At 61.3% G+C, this 17,467-nt stretch carries 18 protein-coding genes; 8 read left to right on the plus strand and 10 right to left on the minus strand.

The features are described from left to right. Positions 1-78: integrase core domain-containing protein (locus C6382_RS11905; RefSeq protein ID WP_146146908.1), on the plus strand; the 78-nt coding region annotated here is incomplete at its 5' end. 66 nt (positions 79-144) lie between these two features. Here the strand turns inward: C6382_RS11905 and C6382_RS11910 are convergent. After that, on the minus strand, positions 145-1,398 hold the full coding sequence (locus tag C6382_RS11910) for an amino acid permease (protein WP_107024680.1): 1,254 nt from the start codon (positions 1,396-1,398) through the stop codon (positions 145-147). 272 nt (positions 1,399-1,670) lie between these two features. Further along, positions 1,671-2,681 carry an NAD(P)-dependent alcohol dehydrogenase gene (locus C6382_RS11915; RefSeq protein WP_107024681.1) on the minus strand — a complete coding sequence of 337 codons (1,011 nt, stop codon included), beginning with the start codon at positions 2,679-2,681 and terminating at the stop codon, positions 1,671-1,673. 141 nt (positions 2,682-2,822) lie between these two features. Here C6382_RS11915 and C6382_RS11920 point away from each other — a divergent pair, with 141 nt between their 5' ends. The 3 genes from C6382_RS11920 (at position 2,823) to C6382_RS11930 (ending at position 6,859) form a co-directional block, all read left to right on the plus strand. Beyond that, entirely contained in the window at positions 2,823-3,323 is a 501-nt protein-coding gene (locus C6382_RS11920) for a sigma-70 family RNA polymerase sigma factor (RefSeq protein WP_107024682.1), read from the plus strand. Continuing rightward, entirely contained in the window at positions 3,324-4,271 is a 948-nt protein-coding gene (locus tag C6382_RS11925) for a FecR domain-containing protein (protein ID WP_107024683.1), read from the plus strand. 104 nt (positions 4,272-4,375) lie between these two features. After that, positions 4,376-6,859 carry a TonB-dependent receptor gene (locus tag C6382_RS11930; protein WP_107024684.1) on the plus strand — a complete coding sequence of 828 codons (2,484 nt, stop codon included), beginning with the start codon at positions 4,376-4,378 and terminating at the stop codon, positions 6,857-6,859. A 33-nt stretch (positions 6,860-6,892) separates the two neighbouring features. Here C6382_RS11930 and C6382_RS11935 read toward each other — a convergent pair whose 3' ends face one another. From C6382_RS11935 to C6382_RS11945, 3 genes are all read right to left on the minus strand, one after another. After that, entirely contained in the window at positions 6,893-7,486 is a 594-nt protein-coding gene (locus C6382_RS11935; protein WP_107024685.1) for an HAD family hydrolase, read from the minus strand. Beyond that, entirely contained in the window at positions 7,483-8,352 is an 870-nt protein-coding gene (gene tesB, locus C6382_RS11940; protein ID WP_107024686.1) for an acyl-CoA thioesterase II, read from the minus strand. Before tesB ends, C6382_RS11935 begins: the two co-directional genes overlap by 4 nt. A gap of 77 nt (positions 8,353-8,429) precedes the next feature. Further along, positions 8,430-8,999 (minus strand): GNAT family N-acetyltransferase, encoded by a 570-nt coding sequence (locus C6382_RS11945; protein ID WP_107024687.1) that lies wholly within the window; start codon positions 8,997-8,999, stop codon positions 8,430-8,432. A 178-nt stretch (positions 9,000-9,177) separates the two neighbouring features. Here C6382_RS11945 and C6382_RS11950 point away from each other — a divergent pair, with 178 nt between their 5' ends. Then, positions 9,178-10,092, plus strand: a complete 915-nt coding sequence (locus C6382_RS11950; RefSeq protein WP_107024688.1) for a histone deacetylase — start codon at positions 9,178-9,180, stop codon at positions 10,090-10,092. Between the two features lie 149 nt (positions 10,093-10,241). Continuing rightward, positions 10,242-11,477: a TIGR03862 family flavoprotein gene (locus tag C6382_RS11955; RefSeq protein ID WP_178082769.1), complete on the plus strand. Its 1,236-nt coding sequence runs from the start codon at positions 10,242-10,244 to the stop codon at positions 11,475-11,477. Between the two features lie 55 nt (positions 11,478-11,532). Here C6382_RS11955 and C6382_RS11960 read toward each other — a convergent pair whose 3' ends face one another. Together C6382_RS11960 and yedA are read right to left on the minus strand one after the other, a co-directional pair. Continuing rightward, a complete protein-coding gene (locus C6382_RS11960) occupies positions 11,533-12,864 on the minus strand; it encodes a DEAD/DEAH box helicase (RefSeq protein WP_107024818.1) in 1,332 nt (443 codons plus the stop codon). A gap of 75 nt (positions 12,865-12,939) precedes the next feature. Further along, complete coding sequence (gene yedA, locus C6382_RS11965) at positions 12,940-13,872, minus strand: drug/metabolite exporter YedA (protein WP_107024690.1); 933 nt, start codon at positions 13,870-13,872, stop codon at positions 12,940-12,942. A gap of 152 nt (positions 13,873-14,024) precedes the next feature. Here yedA and C6382_RS11970 point away from each other — a divergent pair, with 152 nt between their 5' ends. Further along, positions 14,025-14,483: an Lrp/AsnC family transcriptional regulator gene (locus C6382_RS11970; protein WP_107024691.1), complete on the plus strand. Its 459-nt coding sequence runs from the start codon at positions 14,025-14,027 to the stop codon at positions 14,481-14,483. Here the strand turns inward: C6382_RS11970 and C6382_RS11975 are convergent. The 3 genes from C6382_RS11975 to C6382_RS11985 form a co-directional block, all read right to left on the minus strand. Further along, positions 14,480-15,082, minus strand: coding sequence for a PolC-type DNA polymerase III (locus C6382_RS11975; RefSeq protein ID WP_107024692.1), 603 nt, complete (start codon positions 15,080-15,082; stop codon positions 14,480-14,482). The two genes, C6382_RS11970 and C6382_RS11975, sit on opposite strands and share 4 nt — an antisense overlap. Positions 15,083-15,101: 19 nt before the next feature. Beyond that, complete coding sequence (locus tag C6382_RS11980; protein ID WP_045182683.1) at positions 15,102-15,581, minus strand: NYN domain-containing protein; 480 nt, start codon at positions 15,579-15,581, stop codon at positions 15,102-15,104. 101 nt (positions 15,582-15,682) lie between these two features. After that, the gene (locus tag C6382_RS11985; protein WP_107024693.1) at positions 15,683-16,426 is read right to left on the minus strand and encodes a DUF2076 domain-containing protein; all 744 of its coding nucleotides are present in this window, start codon (positions 16,424-16,426) and stop codon (positions 15,683-15,685) included. Between the two features lie 155 nt (positions 16,427-16,581). On the opposite strand from C6382_RS11985, the gene C6382_RS11990 reads away from it, so the two are divergent. Next, positions 16,582-17,250 (plus strand): YciC family protein, encoded by a 669-nt coding sequence (locus C6382_RS11990; RefSeq protein WP_107024694.1) that lies wholly within the window; start codon positions 16,582-16,584, stop codon positions 17,248-17,250. Positions 17,251-17,467 lie beyond the last annotated feature (217 nt).

Raw genomic sequence — 17,467 nt, forward strand, 5'->3', positions numbered from 1 at the left:
GTGCAAATCTACAATACGGAGCGGCCACACATGGCCCTGAAAAACAAAACGCCCGATGCGGTGCATCGGGCGTTCTGAGGCCTAACGGCCTACCTGAAAAGGTGTAAACCTATTTCAGGACTAGACACCATGGGAAATGAAGCCTTACCAGCCGCCTGGCAACCAGCCCAGCGCACTGGCAATCGCATAGGCCATGCTGCACAGGTACAGGACTACTACCAGGATCTGGATCAGCGGATGGGCGATCCAGCCACATTGCCAGGCCGGAACAATATCACCGTTCTTGCGCGCCGAGCGCAGCATCAGGATCGGCATGATCGAGAGGATCACGCCGCTGAACACACCGGCAAAGTACAGCGCGTTGACGAAGCCGACCATGCCGCTGTAAGCGAGGATGAACGGAGGCACGCAGACGATGCCGAGGACCAGCAGGCGGTTCTTGGGGTTGCTTTCCGAGCCCAGACTTTTGAACTTGTCGAAGATGTTGGTCAGGAAGCTGCCGCCCAGGCCCCAGTACGAGGTCATCATGGCGCACAGGGCAAAGGTGTTGGCGGTGTAGAATGCCCACTGCCCCAGCGCCTGGCCCCAAGCCAGGGTTGCCACTTCGGTCTGGTTCTCGAGGCCGTTCAGGGCAATCACCGACATCGGCACGATGGCCAGGAGGATGAAGGTGATCACCATCCCGGTGATTACTGCCACCGGCAGACGCTTGGGTGCATGGCTGAAACCACGGGCCATTTCCGGCACCACGTACTGCGCCGAGAAGCAGAACACGGCGATGTTGAACACCGGGATCATGTAGATCCAGCTGCCATCGAACAGGTTACCGAAGTCGGTTTTTTCGTTGATCAGGGTCGCCGCAACCAGCACCAGGGTCATCGAGACCATGCCGATACTGATGAACTTCTCACCCTTGCCGATGGCCTTCAGGCCCAGGTACAGCACGAACGCGGCAGGCAGGAAAAACAGCAGGCTGCCCAGCGCCGGGCTGATACCGAAGAACTCGCTGAGGATCTTGCCGCTGCCGCTCATGTAGGCGGTCAGGGCACCGATACTGTTGACCGCCACCGAGAGAAAGATCGCCCAGGCACCGAAGGAGCCGACATAGCGCTGCGCCAGGCCGCTCAGCTGGTGATGGCTGCGAGTACGCAACGTGGTTTCCGAAACATAGAGCATGGAGATGGTGGTGAAGACACCGGCAACGGCCAGCCATAACAGCAAAGGCATGTAGCCGGCCAGGCGGCTGGCATAGGCCATCGACAACACACCGGCACCGATGTTGGTACCGACGATCATCGCCACGGCTTCAACGAAGGTCAGGCGTTTGACCTCCAGGCCCGATGATTCGGAAACGGACGCGTCAGCACCGCCCACGGCGATGTTGGGGTTTGCACTCATGATCACACTCACTGCGTATTTATATTTATTACCGGAAGCACCGAAGCGATGCGTCACAGGTCCATCGTCATGACGGTGGATCTGTGCCATGGATATTTCGAGCGGCGGGCAAAATATCACACATGGTGTTCGAAATAACATCCATACAGAACGTAAGAGTGTGAACCGTGATTTTGGAAAAATTATTTAAACGCAGGTAGTTAGCGAATTTCAGAGGCAACGCGTAGAGGTCAAGCCCGACCAAGGTCGGGCTGCCTCAGGGCCGAGTACGATCAGAATTCCAGGCAAATTTTGCCGAAATGCTGGTTGCTTTCCTGGTAGCGGAACGCGTCGACGATCTGTTCGAGGGCGAAGGTTTTGTCGATGACCGGACGCAAGCCATTGGCATCGATTGCCCGCACCATCGCCTGCTGCTGGGCCCGGCTGCCGACCAGTACGCCTTGCAAGCGGATCTGACGCACCAGCGCCTGCACCAGCGGTAGTTGGCCGGCGACGCCGGTGAGAATTCCGATCAGCGAGATGTGCCCACCAATACGCGCCGCAATCATCGATTGCTCCAACGTCGCCGGGCCGCCGACTTCGATGACGTGATCAACACCGCGATTGCCGGTGAGCTGGCGAACCGTCTCGCCCCAAGCCGGAGTCTTGCGATAGTTGATCAGGTGATCGGCACCCATGGCCTTGAGGCGTTCGAGTTTCTCGTCACTGGACGAGGTGGCAATCACCGTGGCGCCAGCCAGTTTGGCGAATTGCAGGGCGAAGATCGACACACCACCGGTGCCCTGCACCAGCACGCTATCGCCCGGCTTCAGCGAATCGTCGGCCATCAGCGCCCGCCAGGCGGTAAGCCCTGCGGTGGTCAGGGTCGCCGCCTCGGCATGGCTGTAGCCTTTGGGTGCATGGGTAAAGGAAGTGGCACGCGCGGTAACCTGCTCTCGGGCATAACCATCGATGCCGTCTCCCGGGACCGTGGCAAAGCCTTCCACCAGCGCCTGACCGTCGAGCCAGTCAGGAAAGAAGGTGCTGACCACGGCATCACCCACCGCGAACTCCGTCACGCCGCTACCAACAGCGGTTACCACGCCGGCCCCGTCAGCCATGGGGATACGCGACTCGCTTGGCCCCCACATGCCACTGACCACGGCAAAATCGTGATAGTTGAGCGAGTTGGCATGTAGCCGTACGGTGATCTCGCCAGACTTGGGTGCGGCTGCCTCGCAGGTGCCGACTTGAACCTTGTCGTAACCACCGCCCGCCTGGACATAAATAGCCTTGCTGGTCATGTGAACCTCCTGGTTGGATTGGGTAAATAGCTGATCAGTCTTTGCCTCGACTTGGCACCGGTCAAGCATCAACTCTTGCGAAATATCCAGACAAACAACAATAATGCGACTAATTATCAATTACTGCGCTGGTAGCCGTTCATGCCCGCTCCCGATCATGCTGCTTTGCATACGCTCTACAGCGAACACCACGGTTGGCTGAAAAGCTGGTTACGCGCCCGCCTGGGCAACGCCAGCGATGCCGCTGACCTGGCCCAGGACACCTTTATCCGGGTGCTGACCGCGCGCAATGCCCAGACCATTCGCGAGCCGCGCAGCTACCTGGGCGCCATCGCCAATGCACTGATGATCGACAAATTCCGGCGCAAGGCGCTGGAGCAGGCTTATCTTGCCGAACTGGCAAGCCGCCCGGAACGGATGGCCGATTCACCGGAAAAGCGCTTGCTGATCCTTGAGACCCTGGTGGCTGTCGACTCCCTGCTCGATGGCCTGGGCGAGCGCACTCGCCGCATCTTCCTGGCGGTGCAACTGGAAGGTCTGAGCTATGTCGCCACCGCTGAATGTCTGGGGGTTTCAGTCACCACGGTGAAGAAACACCTGATCCGCGCCATGACCCATTGCCTGCTGCTGACGGACGACTGAATGGCTCAAGCTCTGGATTACCGCACCCTGGAGGCCGCTGCGAGCTGGTATGTCCAGCTCAACGCGGCGCAGCCCAGTGACGCCCAGCTGCAGGCCTGGCAGGCCTGGCTGGGCAAAAGCCAGGCGCATGCCCAGGCCTGGGCCCGGGTCGAAAAGCTGCAACGCCAATTTGGCAGCCTGCCCGCCGATGTCGCCCTGCCGACACTGGCCGGCGTCCGCGCGCGTCGTCGTGCCGTGCTCAAGACCCTGGCCATGCTCCTGGTCGTCGGTGCCACCGGCTGGAGCGTGCACCAGAGCACCCCGGCCCAGGCACTGATGGCCGAATTGCGTACCGGCAAGGGGCAACGGCGCCAGGTCAGGCTTAGCGATGGCAGCCAGCTCGAACTCAATAGCGACAGCGCCGTGGACATCCGCTTTGACGGCCAGCAGCGCCTGTTGCGCCTGTACTGCGGCGAGATCATGGTGCAGACCGCCAGTGACCCCGCCGCCCGCCCCTTCGAGGTACAGACCGCCGAGGGCAGCGTATGCGCCTTGGGCACGCGCTTTAGCGTGCGCAGCGACGAGGGTCAGAGCCAGGTCAGTGTGCTGCAACACGCGGTGGAGATTCGCCCTGTGGATAACCCGCTGTTGATGCTGCGCCTGGACGCCGGGCAATCGGTCAGTTTCGACCAGCGGCAAATCGGCAGCGCCCATAGCGCAGCACCCGGCACCGGTGCCTGGACCCAAGGCATGTTGACGGTGATCGAGTGGCGGTTGGCCGAGTTTGTCAGCGAGCTGCGCCGCTATCGCCCAGGCATGCTGCGCTGTGCCGAGGGCATTGCCGATTTGCGCCTGTCCGGTGCCTTTCGCATCGACGATACCGACACCATTCTGGAAAACCTCAGTGCTTCATTGCCGGTCAAGGTGCGCTACCTGACCCGCTACTGGGTCAGCATCGAAGCGGCCTGAATAATTTCAACAAAAAGGGTTGCCGATTTTCATTCTCATTCGGCTAGCAGTTAAAGCAGCAAATTCAGCTACACCTCTGCCCAGCCAATCGAAGGAAAATCTGCATGTCCCGCACTTGCCCCCGGGCACCCCGCCCTCTGGTTCGCGCCGTTCACCTGGCGTTGTTTGGCCTGACCCTGGCACCACTGCCAATGTTGGCATTGTTGCCGACACAGGCCATGGCACAGAGCGCCAGCAAAAATTTCCAGATCGCTCCGGGGGCGTTGGGCACCAACCTCAGTCTGTTCGCCACACGCGCTAACATCACCCTGTCATTCGATGCCCACCAGACTCAAGGCCGACAATCGGCCGGGCTGCAGGGTGATTATTCAGTGGAAGAAGGCCTGGCGCGCCTGCTACAGGGCAGCGGCCTGCAGGCCCAGCGCCAGAGCAACGGCGGCTATGTGCTGGTGCCGGTCAACACCAGCGGCGCTCTGGAGCTGGGCGCGACCAGCATCAACGGCCAGTTCCTCGGCGAAACCACGGAAAACACCGGTTCCTACACCACCACCGCCTCTCGGACTGCGACCAAGCTGCCGTTGTCGATTCGCGAAACACCACAATCGATCACCGTAGTCACTCGCCAGTTAATGGACGACCAAGGCGCCCAGAGCATCTCCGATGTGTTGCGTAATACGCCTGGCGTATCGGCTCAGACCTACGACAGCGACCGCACCGAATTTTCCAGCCGCGGCCTGGTGATCACCAACTACCAATACGATGGCGTTAACACCATTTATGACGGGGTCTACGGCGAAGGCACCACCCATGTAGACATGGCCATCTATGACCGGGTTGAAGTGCTCAAGGGCGCAACCGGTCTGATGACCGGCTCTGGCGATCCTTCCGCGACGGTGAACCTGATCCGCAAGAAACCCACCGCACAGTTCCAGGCGTCGCTGACAGGCAGTGCTGGCAGCTGGGACAACTATCGCGGCGAAGGTGATGTTTCCGGGCCACTGAACAGCAGCGCTACCCTGCGCGGTCGCTTCGTCGGTGCGCAGCAGGACAAGAAGGGCTACCAGGATCACTACCAACAGAAAAAAGAGGTGTACTACGGCATTCTCGAAGCCGACATCACCCCTGACACCCTGCTGACCGTCGGCATCGACCAGCAGAACACCACCCCACGCGGCACCTCCTGGACCGGCAACCCGGTGTATTTTGCCGACGGCGGCCGTACAGATTTCTCCCGTTCATTCAACCCGGGTGCCGACTGGAGTCGACGCGACTTCCAGAACCGGACCTACTTCGCCTCTCTTGAACAGGCGCTGGCCAACGACTGGTCGCTCAAGCTCAGCGTCAACCAATTGCAGAGTGACCACGATACTCGTCTGGCATCGGCCAGCGGTGGCTCTCCAGACCGCGACGGCAATGGCATGTTTTTCTTCTGGGGGCGCTGGGAAGGCCATCGGGTGCAGAACAGTGCTGACCTGAACCTCTCCGGACCGTTCACCCTGTTCGGTCGCCAACATGATCTGGTTGTCGGCTACAACGCCTCATTCTCGCGTCAGACCGGCAGCACCTGGGACACCACCAAAAGCGGCGAAAGCGGTTTGGTGCCGGGAAGTATTTTCGACTGGGAAGGCCACATCGGCGTGCCGGAGTTCCCGAAAAACGGCAAGTACGAACAGAAGAAGAGCCAGAACGGCGCCTACATCGCTACCCGCCTGCGCCCCACCGACGAGCTGTCGGTGATCCTCGGTACCCGTGTCAGCACCTTCAAGTACCACGATAACTACGACTATGACGGTCTGAACCCGGAGGTTTTCGCCGACAACTCCGCCAGCTACAAACAACATGGCGTGGTCACGCCTTACGCTGGCGTCGTCTATGACCTCAACGACACCTATTCGGTCTACACCAGCTACACCTCTATCTATCAGCCACAGAGCAACAAAGACAACAACGGCTCGACCCTCGACCCGATCGAAGGTGACAGCTATGAAGCCGGTTTGAAAGCGGCCTACTTCGACGGCAGGCTCAATGCCAGCCTGGCAGTGTTCCGCATCGAACAGGATAATGTGGCCGAGTCGGTTGGCACCAACCCAGTGACCAACGAAGGCATCTTCAAAGCTACCAGCGGTGCGACCACCAAGGGTGTGGAGCTGGAAATCGCCGGTGAACTGCAGGAAGGCTGGAACCTCTCGGCTGGCTACACCTACGCCCGCAGCCGCGATGCCGACGAGCAGCACATGTATGGCTTCCCGATGAGCACCAGCAAGCCTGAACACCTGGTACGTGTATTCACGACGTATCGTCTGCCGGGCATGCTCGACAAGCTCACGGTCGGTGGCGGGGTGAACTGGCAGAGCGCGTTCTACGGCAAGATCTACAGTGCTGCGGCCCAGGACTATACCTTCATCAAACAAGGCGGCTACACCCTGGTCGACTTGATGAGCCGTTACCAGTATGACGAGCACCTGAGCTTCACGGTCAACGCCAACAACGTGTTCGACAAGCGCTACCTGAGCGGGCTGGGCAACTTCGACACCACGTACTATGGTGAGCCACGCAATGTGATGCTGACCACGCGTTGGGACTTTTGAGGCCGCATCGCGGGGCTTGCCCTCGCGACGCGTTCAGCCTTGAAGCAAAACCTGCAACGCCCGGCAATCCGCCGCATGCCAGTCGGTCAATTGCGGCCACGGGTTGTCCGGCAGGTTGACCAAGATGGTCCGGGCCCCCGCCGCACGACCGCAATCGAGATCAAAACGGTAATCACCGACCATGACCATCTCGGCCGGCGCCACAGCCCAGGCCTCGGCCAGCTTCAACAAACCACCGGGGTGCGGCTTGGGTGGGGCTTCATCACGTCCCAGCACGTACGGCTCGGCAAAGCAGTCAGCCAGGCCGATGGCTTGCAGTGTGACATGTGCCAGCTCACGCGCATTGCGGGTGAGGATGCCCAGCCGGCACCCACGCCCGGCCAGCTCACGCACCAGCTCCACGGCACCGACCGCAGCCTGCGAACCGATCGCCAGATCACGTTCATGCTCCAGCAACCAGGCATGCTTGGCCGCCGCTTCGGCAGCCGGCAATGCCGCCAGGTGGGTGAGGATGTCGTCAGCCGGCGGAATCTCCAGTGCTTCGCGAATGGCCGCAAAATCATGCACCGCGACGGTCAGGGTGCCATCCATGTCGAACACCCAATGACGGATATCCTGAAGGCTCATGTCCAATCCTTGCGATGACGAATCAAGCCTTCCTGGCAGGATGAAGCCACCAGTTGCCCTGCCTGGTTGAAGATGTTGCCCCGGGAAAATCCGCGGGCATTGCCGGCCCACGGACTGTCCATGGCATACAGCAGCCACTCGTCAGCCCTGAGGTTAGCGTGGAACCAAAGCGCATGGTCGAGACTGGCGATCTGCATGTCTTTCTGCCACACCGATTTGCCATGGGGCAGCAGCGACGTCGTCAACAGGCCGAAGTCCGAGGCATAGGCGAGCATGTATTTGTGCAACGCTGGCACATCCGGCAGGTTGCCATCGGCACGGAACCAGATGTATTTCACCGGATCGCCGGGTTTGGGATTGAACGGGTCTTCTTCGGTGACCGGGCGCATTTCGATCGGCTTGGCGCACAGCATCTTGTCGCGGATCGCTTCGGGCAGGCGGTCGGCCATGCGCTGAAACAACTCCACTTCCGAAGGCAGGTTTTCCGGGCCAACCACCGCGGGCATCTGGCTCTGGTGAACGAAACCCTCTTCGTCATACTGAAACGAAGCGCTGCAGGTAAAGATCGGCTGGCCCTTCTGGATCGCCGTCACCCGCCGGGTACTGAAACTGCCGCCATCGCGCACCCGGTCAACCGAGTAAACCACCGGCATCGATGCATCACCCGGGCGCAGGAAATAGCCATGCAGTGAATGCACATGACGCGCGTCTTCAACCGTCTGGCTGGCGGCCGACAACGACTGCCCCAGCACCTGGCCACCGTACAGCTGGCGAAAACCCAGGTCCTGACTGCGTCCGCGAAACAGGTTTTCCTCTATGGCTTCCAGACTCAGCAAGTCGACCAGATCGTCCAACACGTGGCTCATTCAAGATTCTCCAAAGCAATGCGCAACTGCGACAAATGATACAGGGTTTGTCATAGCTCACCTGTATGTTGTGCCATTCAGCCACGCAGGGTCTGTTGCCACTGGGCCCGGTTGATGCGGTACAGCACATGGGCACGCAAGGGGTGATCCTCGGGCAGTTTCGGGTGCAGGAAACTTCCGTTCAGGTCCTGCTGCATACCAATGGCCTGCATGACCTTCTGCGACGGTAAATTGCTTTGCGAAGTGAACGACACCACCTGCTCCAGGCCCAATTGGGAAAAGGCGCAGCGCAGGCTGGTCCAGGCCGCTTCGCTAGCGAAGCCCAGGCCCCAATGGCGACGAGCCAGACGCCAGCCGATCTCCACGGCTGGCGCGAAATCGGCATCGAAGGTGACGTTGAGCAGGCCGGTCATACCGATGAAAGCGCCAGAGTCCTTGCGTTCCAACGCCCACAAACCAAAACCGTACTCATTGAAATGGCCACGGATGCGGCCGATCAGTGCGGCACTTTCCAGGCGCGTCAGTGGGGCGGGAAAATAACGCATGACCTGGGGGTCGGCGCACAAGGCGGCGAACTCGTTGAGGTCGTCATCCTGCCATTGGCGCAGCACAAGTCGTGCGCTTTCCAACTCGAGTATGGGGGTCATTGCCTGCTCCTGATCACATCACCTGCAGTTTACAGCGTAGGCAGGCGCAGGAAAGCTGGCGAATCTCGGCCAGCAAGCCGGCAGGTAGGCGCCCTTTTGAGCGTCGTGCCTGCTACAAAGTAGCGCAACGGCAAGTGCAACTGGCAAGATCGAGTTCTGTCTTGCTCAAGAACCTGCCATGCCCCTGCCGCTGATCTACCACGACGACTACAGCCCGGCGTTTCCCGCCGAGCACCGCTTTCCGATGGACAAGTTCCGCCTGTTGCGCGATCACCTGATCGACACTGGGCTGACCACCGACCAGGCCTTGCTGCGCCCGCAGATCTGCCCCAACGATATCCTCGCCCTGGCCCATGACCGTGATTACATCGAGCGCTACATGAATGGCGAGTTGTCACGCGAGGACCAGCGCCGCCTCGGTCTGCCCTGGAGTGAGGCCCTGGCACGACGCACGGTCAGGGCGGTTGGCGGCTCGCTGCTGGCCGCCGAACAGGCGCTGGAGCATGGCATCGCCTGTCACCTGGCCGGCGGCACTCACCACGCCCACTACGACCATCCTGCCGGCTTTTGCATCTTCAACGACCTGGCGGTGATCAGCCACTACCTGCTGGAAGCCGGACAGGTGCACAAGGTGCTGATCTTCGACTGCGACGTGCACCAGGGCGATGGCACCGCGCGGATTCTCCACAACACCCCCGACGCGATCACCGTGTCCTTGCACTGCGAGCAGAACTTCCCCGCACGCAAGGCCCAGAGCGACTGGGATATCCCCTTGCCCCGCGGCATGGGCGATCAGGCCTATCTGAAAGTGGTAGAGGACGCCCTCAACTACCTGTTACCGATGTACCGTCCGGACCTGGTGCTGTATGACGCTGGCGTCGATGTGCACAAGGACGATGCCCTGGGGTATCTGCAGCTGACCGATGAAGGCGTCGCAGCCCGTGATGAGCATGTCCTGCGCCAGTGCCTGGGCCGCGATATCCCGGTGGTCGGGGTGATCGGTGGCGGCTACAGCAAGGACCGCCAGGCCCTGGCACGCCGCCATGGCATTCTTCATCACAGCGCCAAGCGGGTACTGGGTTACTCACAATGACTGTGGAACCGCCTGTGGATAACCTGCGTGAAAGCCACTGCAGCCCTTTGTCCGCCTGGGTTTGAAGCACCTGCTCATTTTTTGCTCAGTGTTTCCGCCTGCCGCGCTGAGGTAGAATGCCGGCTCTTTTTCCCAGCTTGCAGCCGACCATGACCGACACCCGCGCCACCCACCGCCCACACGTTGTCATTATCGGAGGCGGGCCGGCCGGGTTGATGGCCGCCGAAGTGCTCGGCCAGGCCGGGGTCGCGGTGGATCTGTACGACGCCATGCCTTCGGTAGGACGAAAATTCCTCCTGGCCGGGGTCGGTGGCATGAACATCACCCATTCCGAACCCTACCCGGCGTTCATTTCCCGTTATGCCGAGCGCAGCGCTGAAATCGCCGGATTGCTCGAAGGCTTCGACGCCGACGCCCTGCGCCAGTGGATTCACGATCTGGGCATCGAAACCTTTGTCGGCAGCTCTGGCCGGGTATTTCCCCGCGACATGAAAGCCGCCCCGCTGCTGCGTGCCTGGCTCAAACGCCTGCGCGACACCGGGGTAGTTATCCACACCCGCCACCGCTGGCTTGGCTGGAATGCCGATGGCAGCTTGCGGCTGGCTTATCCACAGGGCGAACTGGCGCTCAAGCCAGCTGCCACGGTGCTGGCCCTGGGTGGCGGCAGCTGGGCACGCCTGGGTTCCGATGCGGCCTGGCTGCCGTGGCTTGTGGATAAAGGCGTACAGGTCGCACCGTTGCAGGCCGCCAACAGCGGATTCGAGGTGCATGCCTGGAGCGACCTGCTCAAGGACAAGTTCGCTGGCGCGCCGCTGAAGAACATTGCCCTGAGCCTCGCGGGCCAAGTGCCGCGCCTGGGTGAGTGCATTGTCACCGCGCAAGGGCTGGAGGGCAGCCTGGTGTATGCCTGGTCGGCGCAGATCCGTGAAGCGATCAACCGTGCAGGCAGCACCACGGTGTTGCTCGACCTGTTGCCCAACCGTACTGTGGATAACATTCAGAAGGCTTTGGCCAAGCCACGCGGCTCACGTTCGATGGCCAAGCACCTGCACAGCCAGCTGGGCCTGGACGGAGTCAAGGCGGCGTTGCTGCGTGAGCTGAGCGATGCACAGACCTTTGCCGATCCGGTGCTGCTGGCCCAGGCAATCAAGGCCCTGCCGATTGTGCTGGTGCGCCCTCGCCCGCTGGATGAAGCGATCAGCAGCGCAGGTGGGGTTGTATTTGAGGCGATGGATCAGCGCTTGATGCTCAAGGCGCTGCCAGGAGTGTTTTGTGCCGGGGAGATGCTCGACTGGGAGGCGCCGACCGGGGGCTATCTGCTGACCGCGTGTTTTGCCAGTGGTCGTAAGGCAGGGCTTGGTGTCCTGGACTGGCTGAAAAACTGATCGCGGGGCAAGCCCGCTCACAGTGTAGGAGCGGGCTTGCCCCGCGATAGCTACCTCAAGGCTTGCGCTTGCGCGGCCCGGTATTGAACGTCGGTACCTTGCGCACCGGTTTGGCCGCAGGCGCTGCCGCTGGCGCCTCGCCACTGTCCATCCAGCGCCCCAGGCTACGCTTGCTGCTGTTTTCCTTGGGCTTCTTCGGTTTCTTCGGCTTCTTCAATACCTGTCCGTTGGCATCGGTCATCGGCACTTTGTGATCCGGGATGAAATCCGGCTCTTCGTGGCGTGGCAGCGTTTTGCGGGTCAGGGTCTCGATCGCCGATAGCAGTTGCACTTCATCCGCGCACACCAGCGAGATCGCCTCGCCGCTGTTGCCTTTACGGCCCGTGCGGCCAATGCGGTGGATATAGTCTTCAGCCACGATCGGCAGGTCGAAGTTGACCACCAGCGGCAGATCGTCAATGTCCAGGCCGCGCGCAGCCACATCAGTGGCTACAAGAATCTGGATCTCACGCGCCTTGAAACTGTCCAGGGCACGCTGGCGGGTCGCCTGGGGCTTGTCGCCATGGATGCCGTCGGCGTTCACGCCCTGACCGCACAGACGCTCGACCAGTTGATCAACACCATTGCGCGTCTTGGCGAACACCAGCACCTGCTTCCAGCGCTGTTTGCGCATCAGGTGGCTGAACAGCTCCGCCTTGCGCTTCTTGTCCACCGGGACGATCCACTGCTTGACCGTGCTGGCGGTGACGTTGCGCGGGCTGACTTCGATGCTCAACGGATCGTTGAGGGTCTGCCCGGCCAGTTGGCGGATCTCGTCAGAGAAGGTGGCCGAGAACAGCAAGGTCTGCCGCCGTACCGGCAAGGCGGCATAGACTGCGCGCAGCTCTTCGGCAAAGCCCAGGTCGAGCATGCGGTCAGCTTCGTCGAGCACCAGCGCCTGCAACTGATTGAACTTCACCGCGTTCTGACGGAACAGATCGAGCAAGCGTCCGGGTGTTGCCACCAGCAGGTCGATACCTTTGCGCAGTTTCATCATCTGCGGGTTGATGCTGACACCACCGTACACCGCGTAGGTGCTCAGCGGCAGGTGTTCGGCGTATTCGCGAATGTTGCTGTGCACCTGTTCGGCCAGTTCGCGGGTGGGGACCAGCACCAGGGCGCGCACCGAGTTGCTGGCAACCTTGGCGCCTTCCAGGGTCAGGCGCTGCAACAGCGGCAGGGCGAACCCTGCGGTCTTGCCAGTACCGGTCTGGGCCGCGGCCATCAGGTCACGCCCGGCCAGCACGGCAGGAATGGCCTGGGCCTGGACCGGCGTCGGGGTGTTGTAGTCCAGGCGCTCAAGCGCGCGCAGCAAGGGTTCAATCAGGCCGAGTTTGGCGAATGTCATGGCAGTACCGTCAGGGGAATTCAGCAATGGCGGCAGTTTACCTTGTTCCGCCAGCACCTTCCTGACAAACCGCTGCTACTTGCACAGCTCGCCGTCTACCGGCGCTACGGGCTTACTCACCTTGGCTGTCGGCATGCGCCACTGCGGCAGGCCGATCAACACCACCGCACCGATGATCACCGCCATGGCCACGCACTCCTCGAAACCAATCTGCTCGCCGGCAAACAGGATCCCGAGCAGCACCGCTACTGCCGGGTTGACGTAGGCGTAGCTGGTGGCTGCGGCCGGGCGCACATGCTTGAGCAGGTACATGTAGGCGCTGAAGGCCAGAATCGAGCCGAAGAACACCAGATAGGCCAATGCGCCCCAACCGGCAGCGGTGGGCATCTGGGTCATGCGCTCGCCACTCAGGGCGCTGCCCAGCAGCAAGGCAGCACCACCCACGAGCATCTCGGCGGCGCTGGCCATCGGCCCCTGGGGCAGTGGCAGGCTTTTACTCCAGACCGAGCCGAACGCCCACGATGCGGCGGCAAACACAATCAACGCGGCGCCCATAGGGCTGGCCTGCAGGTTGGAGCCCAGGTTAAGCATGGCAATACCAACCAGGCCGAGAACGATCCCGGCCCACTCCAGGCGGGTGTTGCGTTGGCCCCAGAACAGGCCGAACAACAGGGTAAACAGCGGCACTGTGGCCACCGCCAACGCGGCAACCCCGGAGGCCACGCCGGCATGTTCAGCCAGCGTCACGCCACCGTTGCCGCAGCTGAGCAACAGCACGCCAATTGCGCCTGCTGCGCGCCATTGCGGCCAGGTTGGCGCTGGCACGCCGCGCCAGCGCAGGAAGCCGTACAACAACGTACCGGCAATAACAAAGCGCACGCCCGCCATGAGCAGCGGTGGCCAGGACTCGACACCGATGCGGATAACCAGGTAAGTCGAGCCCCACACCAGGTACAAGGCGAGGAACGCGCCGATCAGGACCAATGGAAAGCGACGAGAGGCAGACATGGGGGACTCGAATTCTGATTGTCGGGGGATTAGTTTAGAAAGGCACGCGTGCAAACATAAGTTACAAAACCTGTTTAAATAAACCTTACACTTTTGAAAGCACGGTTCTTCAGGCCATCCACCTTTGATTCGAAAAACGCCCCGGGAAGCCCATGGACAAGTACGATCGAATACTCCTCAGCGCCTTGCTGGAAAACGGCCGCGCCTCTTTTGCAGAGCTCGCACGCAAGGTCAACCTGTCTGCTCCGGCGGTCGCAGAACGGGTCGCCAAGCTTGAAGCCAGCGGCGTGATCACCGGCTATCAGGCCAAGGTCGATCTGGAAAAGATCGGCTTGCCGATCCAGTGCGTGATTGAACTGCGCCTGGCCAGCCATGGTAATCAGCAGACCTATGAAGAACTCGCCCAGATCCCGCAATTGACCGAGTGCCACCGGGTCACCGGCGACCCTTGCGTGATCATGCACGCCGCCGTGGGCTCGATGCCGGAACTGGAAGCGTTGATCAACCGTATCGCCCAGTTCGGCTTCAGCAAGACCTCGATCATTCTCTCCAGCGCGGTGGAGCGACGTTTGCCGTTGGGCCACCTTGAGCACAACGGCAAGAAAACCTAGCGGTAGGTCTTCAGCGCCTCAGCGATCTTCGCCGCCGGGACTTTCTGCAAGCTACAGAACAGCTGGTGGGACACCGCACTGACGCCTTGCTCTCGCAACTGCCCGGCCAGGTGCTGGGCCAGGTTGGCGGCCATTTGCGCATCAGCCATGGCCCGGTGAGCGGTGCCGGTGTCGGGCAGGCCAGCCCAGCGGGTCAAGGTGCCGAGCTTGTGGTTCGGCGCCGTCGGCATCAAGCGCCGGGCCAACAGCATCGAACAGGCGAAACGCTGGCCACGGCTGCGTCCGATCTGCGCCAGTTCATAGTCCCAGAACTTCTGGTCGAACGAAGCGTTGTGCGCCAGCATCGGGGTATCGCCGACGAACTCGGCGACTTCGTTCATCACCTGTGCAATAGGCGGCGCACTGCGTAGCATGGCCGTGGTGATACCGGTCAGCCCGGCAACGAAAGCCGGCACTGGCAGGCCTGCGTTCATCAGGCTCTGGTAGCGTTCGACGATACGCCCCCGTTCGAGCATGACCACCGCCACTTCAGTGGCTCGGCAATTTGCACCGGGCGAAATGCCGGTGGTTTCGAAGTCGATGACAGCGATACGTTCCAAAACAAAACCTCAGTCAAACCTAGTGCCTGAGCAGCAGGCCGCCCTCAATGGGCACATAGCGGCTGGCCGCGCGAATCAGCGAGTTGGCGGTAAGCCCCGGAACACCATAAGCGACGGCTTCAATACCGTGACGGCTGATGACCCGCTCAAGCAGCAAATCGAAATCACCGTCGCCGGAAGCCAGCACCACTTCATCGACCCGCGCTGCGGCGTCGATCACGTCCAGGGTGATACCCACATCCCAATCGCCCTTGGCCGAGCCATCGCTGCGCTGAATGTAGGGTTTGAGTTTGACGGTGAAACCGAGGTTGCGCAGGATCTGCTGAAACTGCTGCTGTTTGCTGTCGCCGCGGTCGATGGCATAGGCAACCGCCTCGACGATCTGCCCATGCTGGCTGATATCGGCCCACAGCGCCGCGTAATTGAAATGACAGCCATAGGCCTGGCGCACGGTGTAGTAGAGGTTCTGCACATCGGCGAATACCGCGATCTTCTTCACCGTTCTTCCTCATGGCGCCGTGGCGCAGTTGCCGGCCGCCGCACACCGGGGCCGTTTTGGCGCCCAGTATGCCAGCCTGGAGGCGGTGCGGGTATGCGCGCTCAGACGAAGCTGTCGTCGCCGTCGAAGAATCCGCCGTCGTCGCTGCCGTAATCGCTGTCGATAAAACCGCCCTGGTCGTTGCCGTAAGCGCTGTTGTCGGCGGTCAGGCGCTGCTCGTCATTGCTTCCCCAGCCACCGCTGTCGCTGGCCGGTGCCGGTTCCTCCTTGATCACCTCGACCACTTCTTCGGGTTGTGAGTGTTGGTTGAACAGGCTGCTGATCCCCTGGGCCAGCATGACCCCACCCGCCACACCGGCAGCGGTCTGCAAGGCACCGCCAAGGAAACTGCTGGCACCGCTGCGAACGGGCGCCGGAGCGGGCGCTGCGTTAAAACCTTGCTGCACGCCAGCGCCGGACTGATTGAACGAGCGCGACGGCTCACGCCAGCCGCCACCGCCCGGTGCACTGGCCGGTGCTTGTGACTGCAACGGCTGAGGATCACGAGTACCACTGCCGAAAATACTCGAAAGAAAGCCCCCGCTGTTGCTCGGCGTGGTGGCTGCCACTTGTGCCTTGGCCTGTTTCAGTTCGGCCTGCAGTTGCTTGTTCTGCTCGTCCAGACGTTTGAGCGCAGCTTCCTGAACCAGGATTGCCTGTGCCATGTAGTAGGGTGCCGCCGGTTGCTGCTGCAGGTGCTCGGCAATGCGCGCCTGAGCCTGGGCATCACGGGGGACAGCCGCGTCCTCGGCTTGCCTGAGTCGGCCGAACAGGCCATCGATCAGAGTTTGTTCTTCACTGTTCATGGGCAACCTCACACAAGAGCCGGGGGAATTCAGGTTCACTGAAAATGGGGTGCCAAGGCCGTGGATTCAACACAAGGCGTGATGAAACTTTCTTCAGGTTGGGGGCCGGCTGGGCTAAAGTTACGCCCTGCTTTTTTCAACTACGATATCGACCGATGAATCCGCTCAGTGTTCTGCGTGACTCCCTGTATTTCTTCCGCCGCCACCTGCTGAGCATCGCCCAGCTCTGCCTGCCGCTGGTGGTGCTCGAAGCACTCTGCACCCACTTGCTCTACCAACAGCTGGGCAAGGACGCGTCACAGGCCTATGGCATGCTGGCCAGCCTGTTGTTCTATCCACTGTACAGTGCCGCGCTGATTCTCTACCTCGACACCCGCAGCAACGGCTACACCCCGCTCAAGCGTAACCTGCTGGCCATGGCCCTGCGCCTGTGGCCATCGTTCGCCCTGATGGTGATGCTCAGCTCGCTGCTGATCATGGCCGGCGCCGCACTGTTCATCATTCCGGGAATCTGGGTGATGATCAACCTGGCGTTTGCCGAGTACCTGCTGGTACTGCGCGGCCTGCCGCCGCTCGCCGCCATGCGCGAAAGCTTCCAGATGACCACCGGCAATTTCTGGCGAATCCTCACCTGCATCCTCAGTGTGCTCGCCCCTTTGTGGTTGATCGATGGCCTGAGCCAGATGCTGATCCCTGAGCCTTCGCCTTTGGCGCAACTGGCCATCGACAGCGCCAATGGCTTCTTGCAGCTGTTCAGCACAGTGGTGATGTTCCGTCTGTACATGCTGGTCAGCGAGCCGGCCGTGGAACCGCCAGCGCCCTGACCTGCTCCAGCTGGCCGATGCCGAAATCTTGCAAGGCTGGCTGCGAATGGCAACGCTACGACTTGGTGCGCGCCCAACTGCGCTGCCACAACTCGCCCAGCACCTGCGCCAAGGGCACTAAGCTACGTTCAAGCGCTGCATTGCGCAGCGCCTGACGCGCCAGCGGTACTCAGCCAAGAGGTCCGCGTGCATGGATCTGCTGGCTCGTTCTGGTGCT

Source organism: Pseudomonas sp. BBP2017 (genome assembly GCF_003024385.1).
GTDB lineage: Bacteria > Pseudomonadota > Gammaproteobacteria > Pseudomonadales > Pseudomonadaceae > Aquipseudomonas.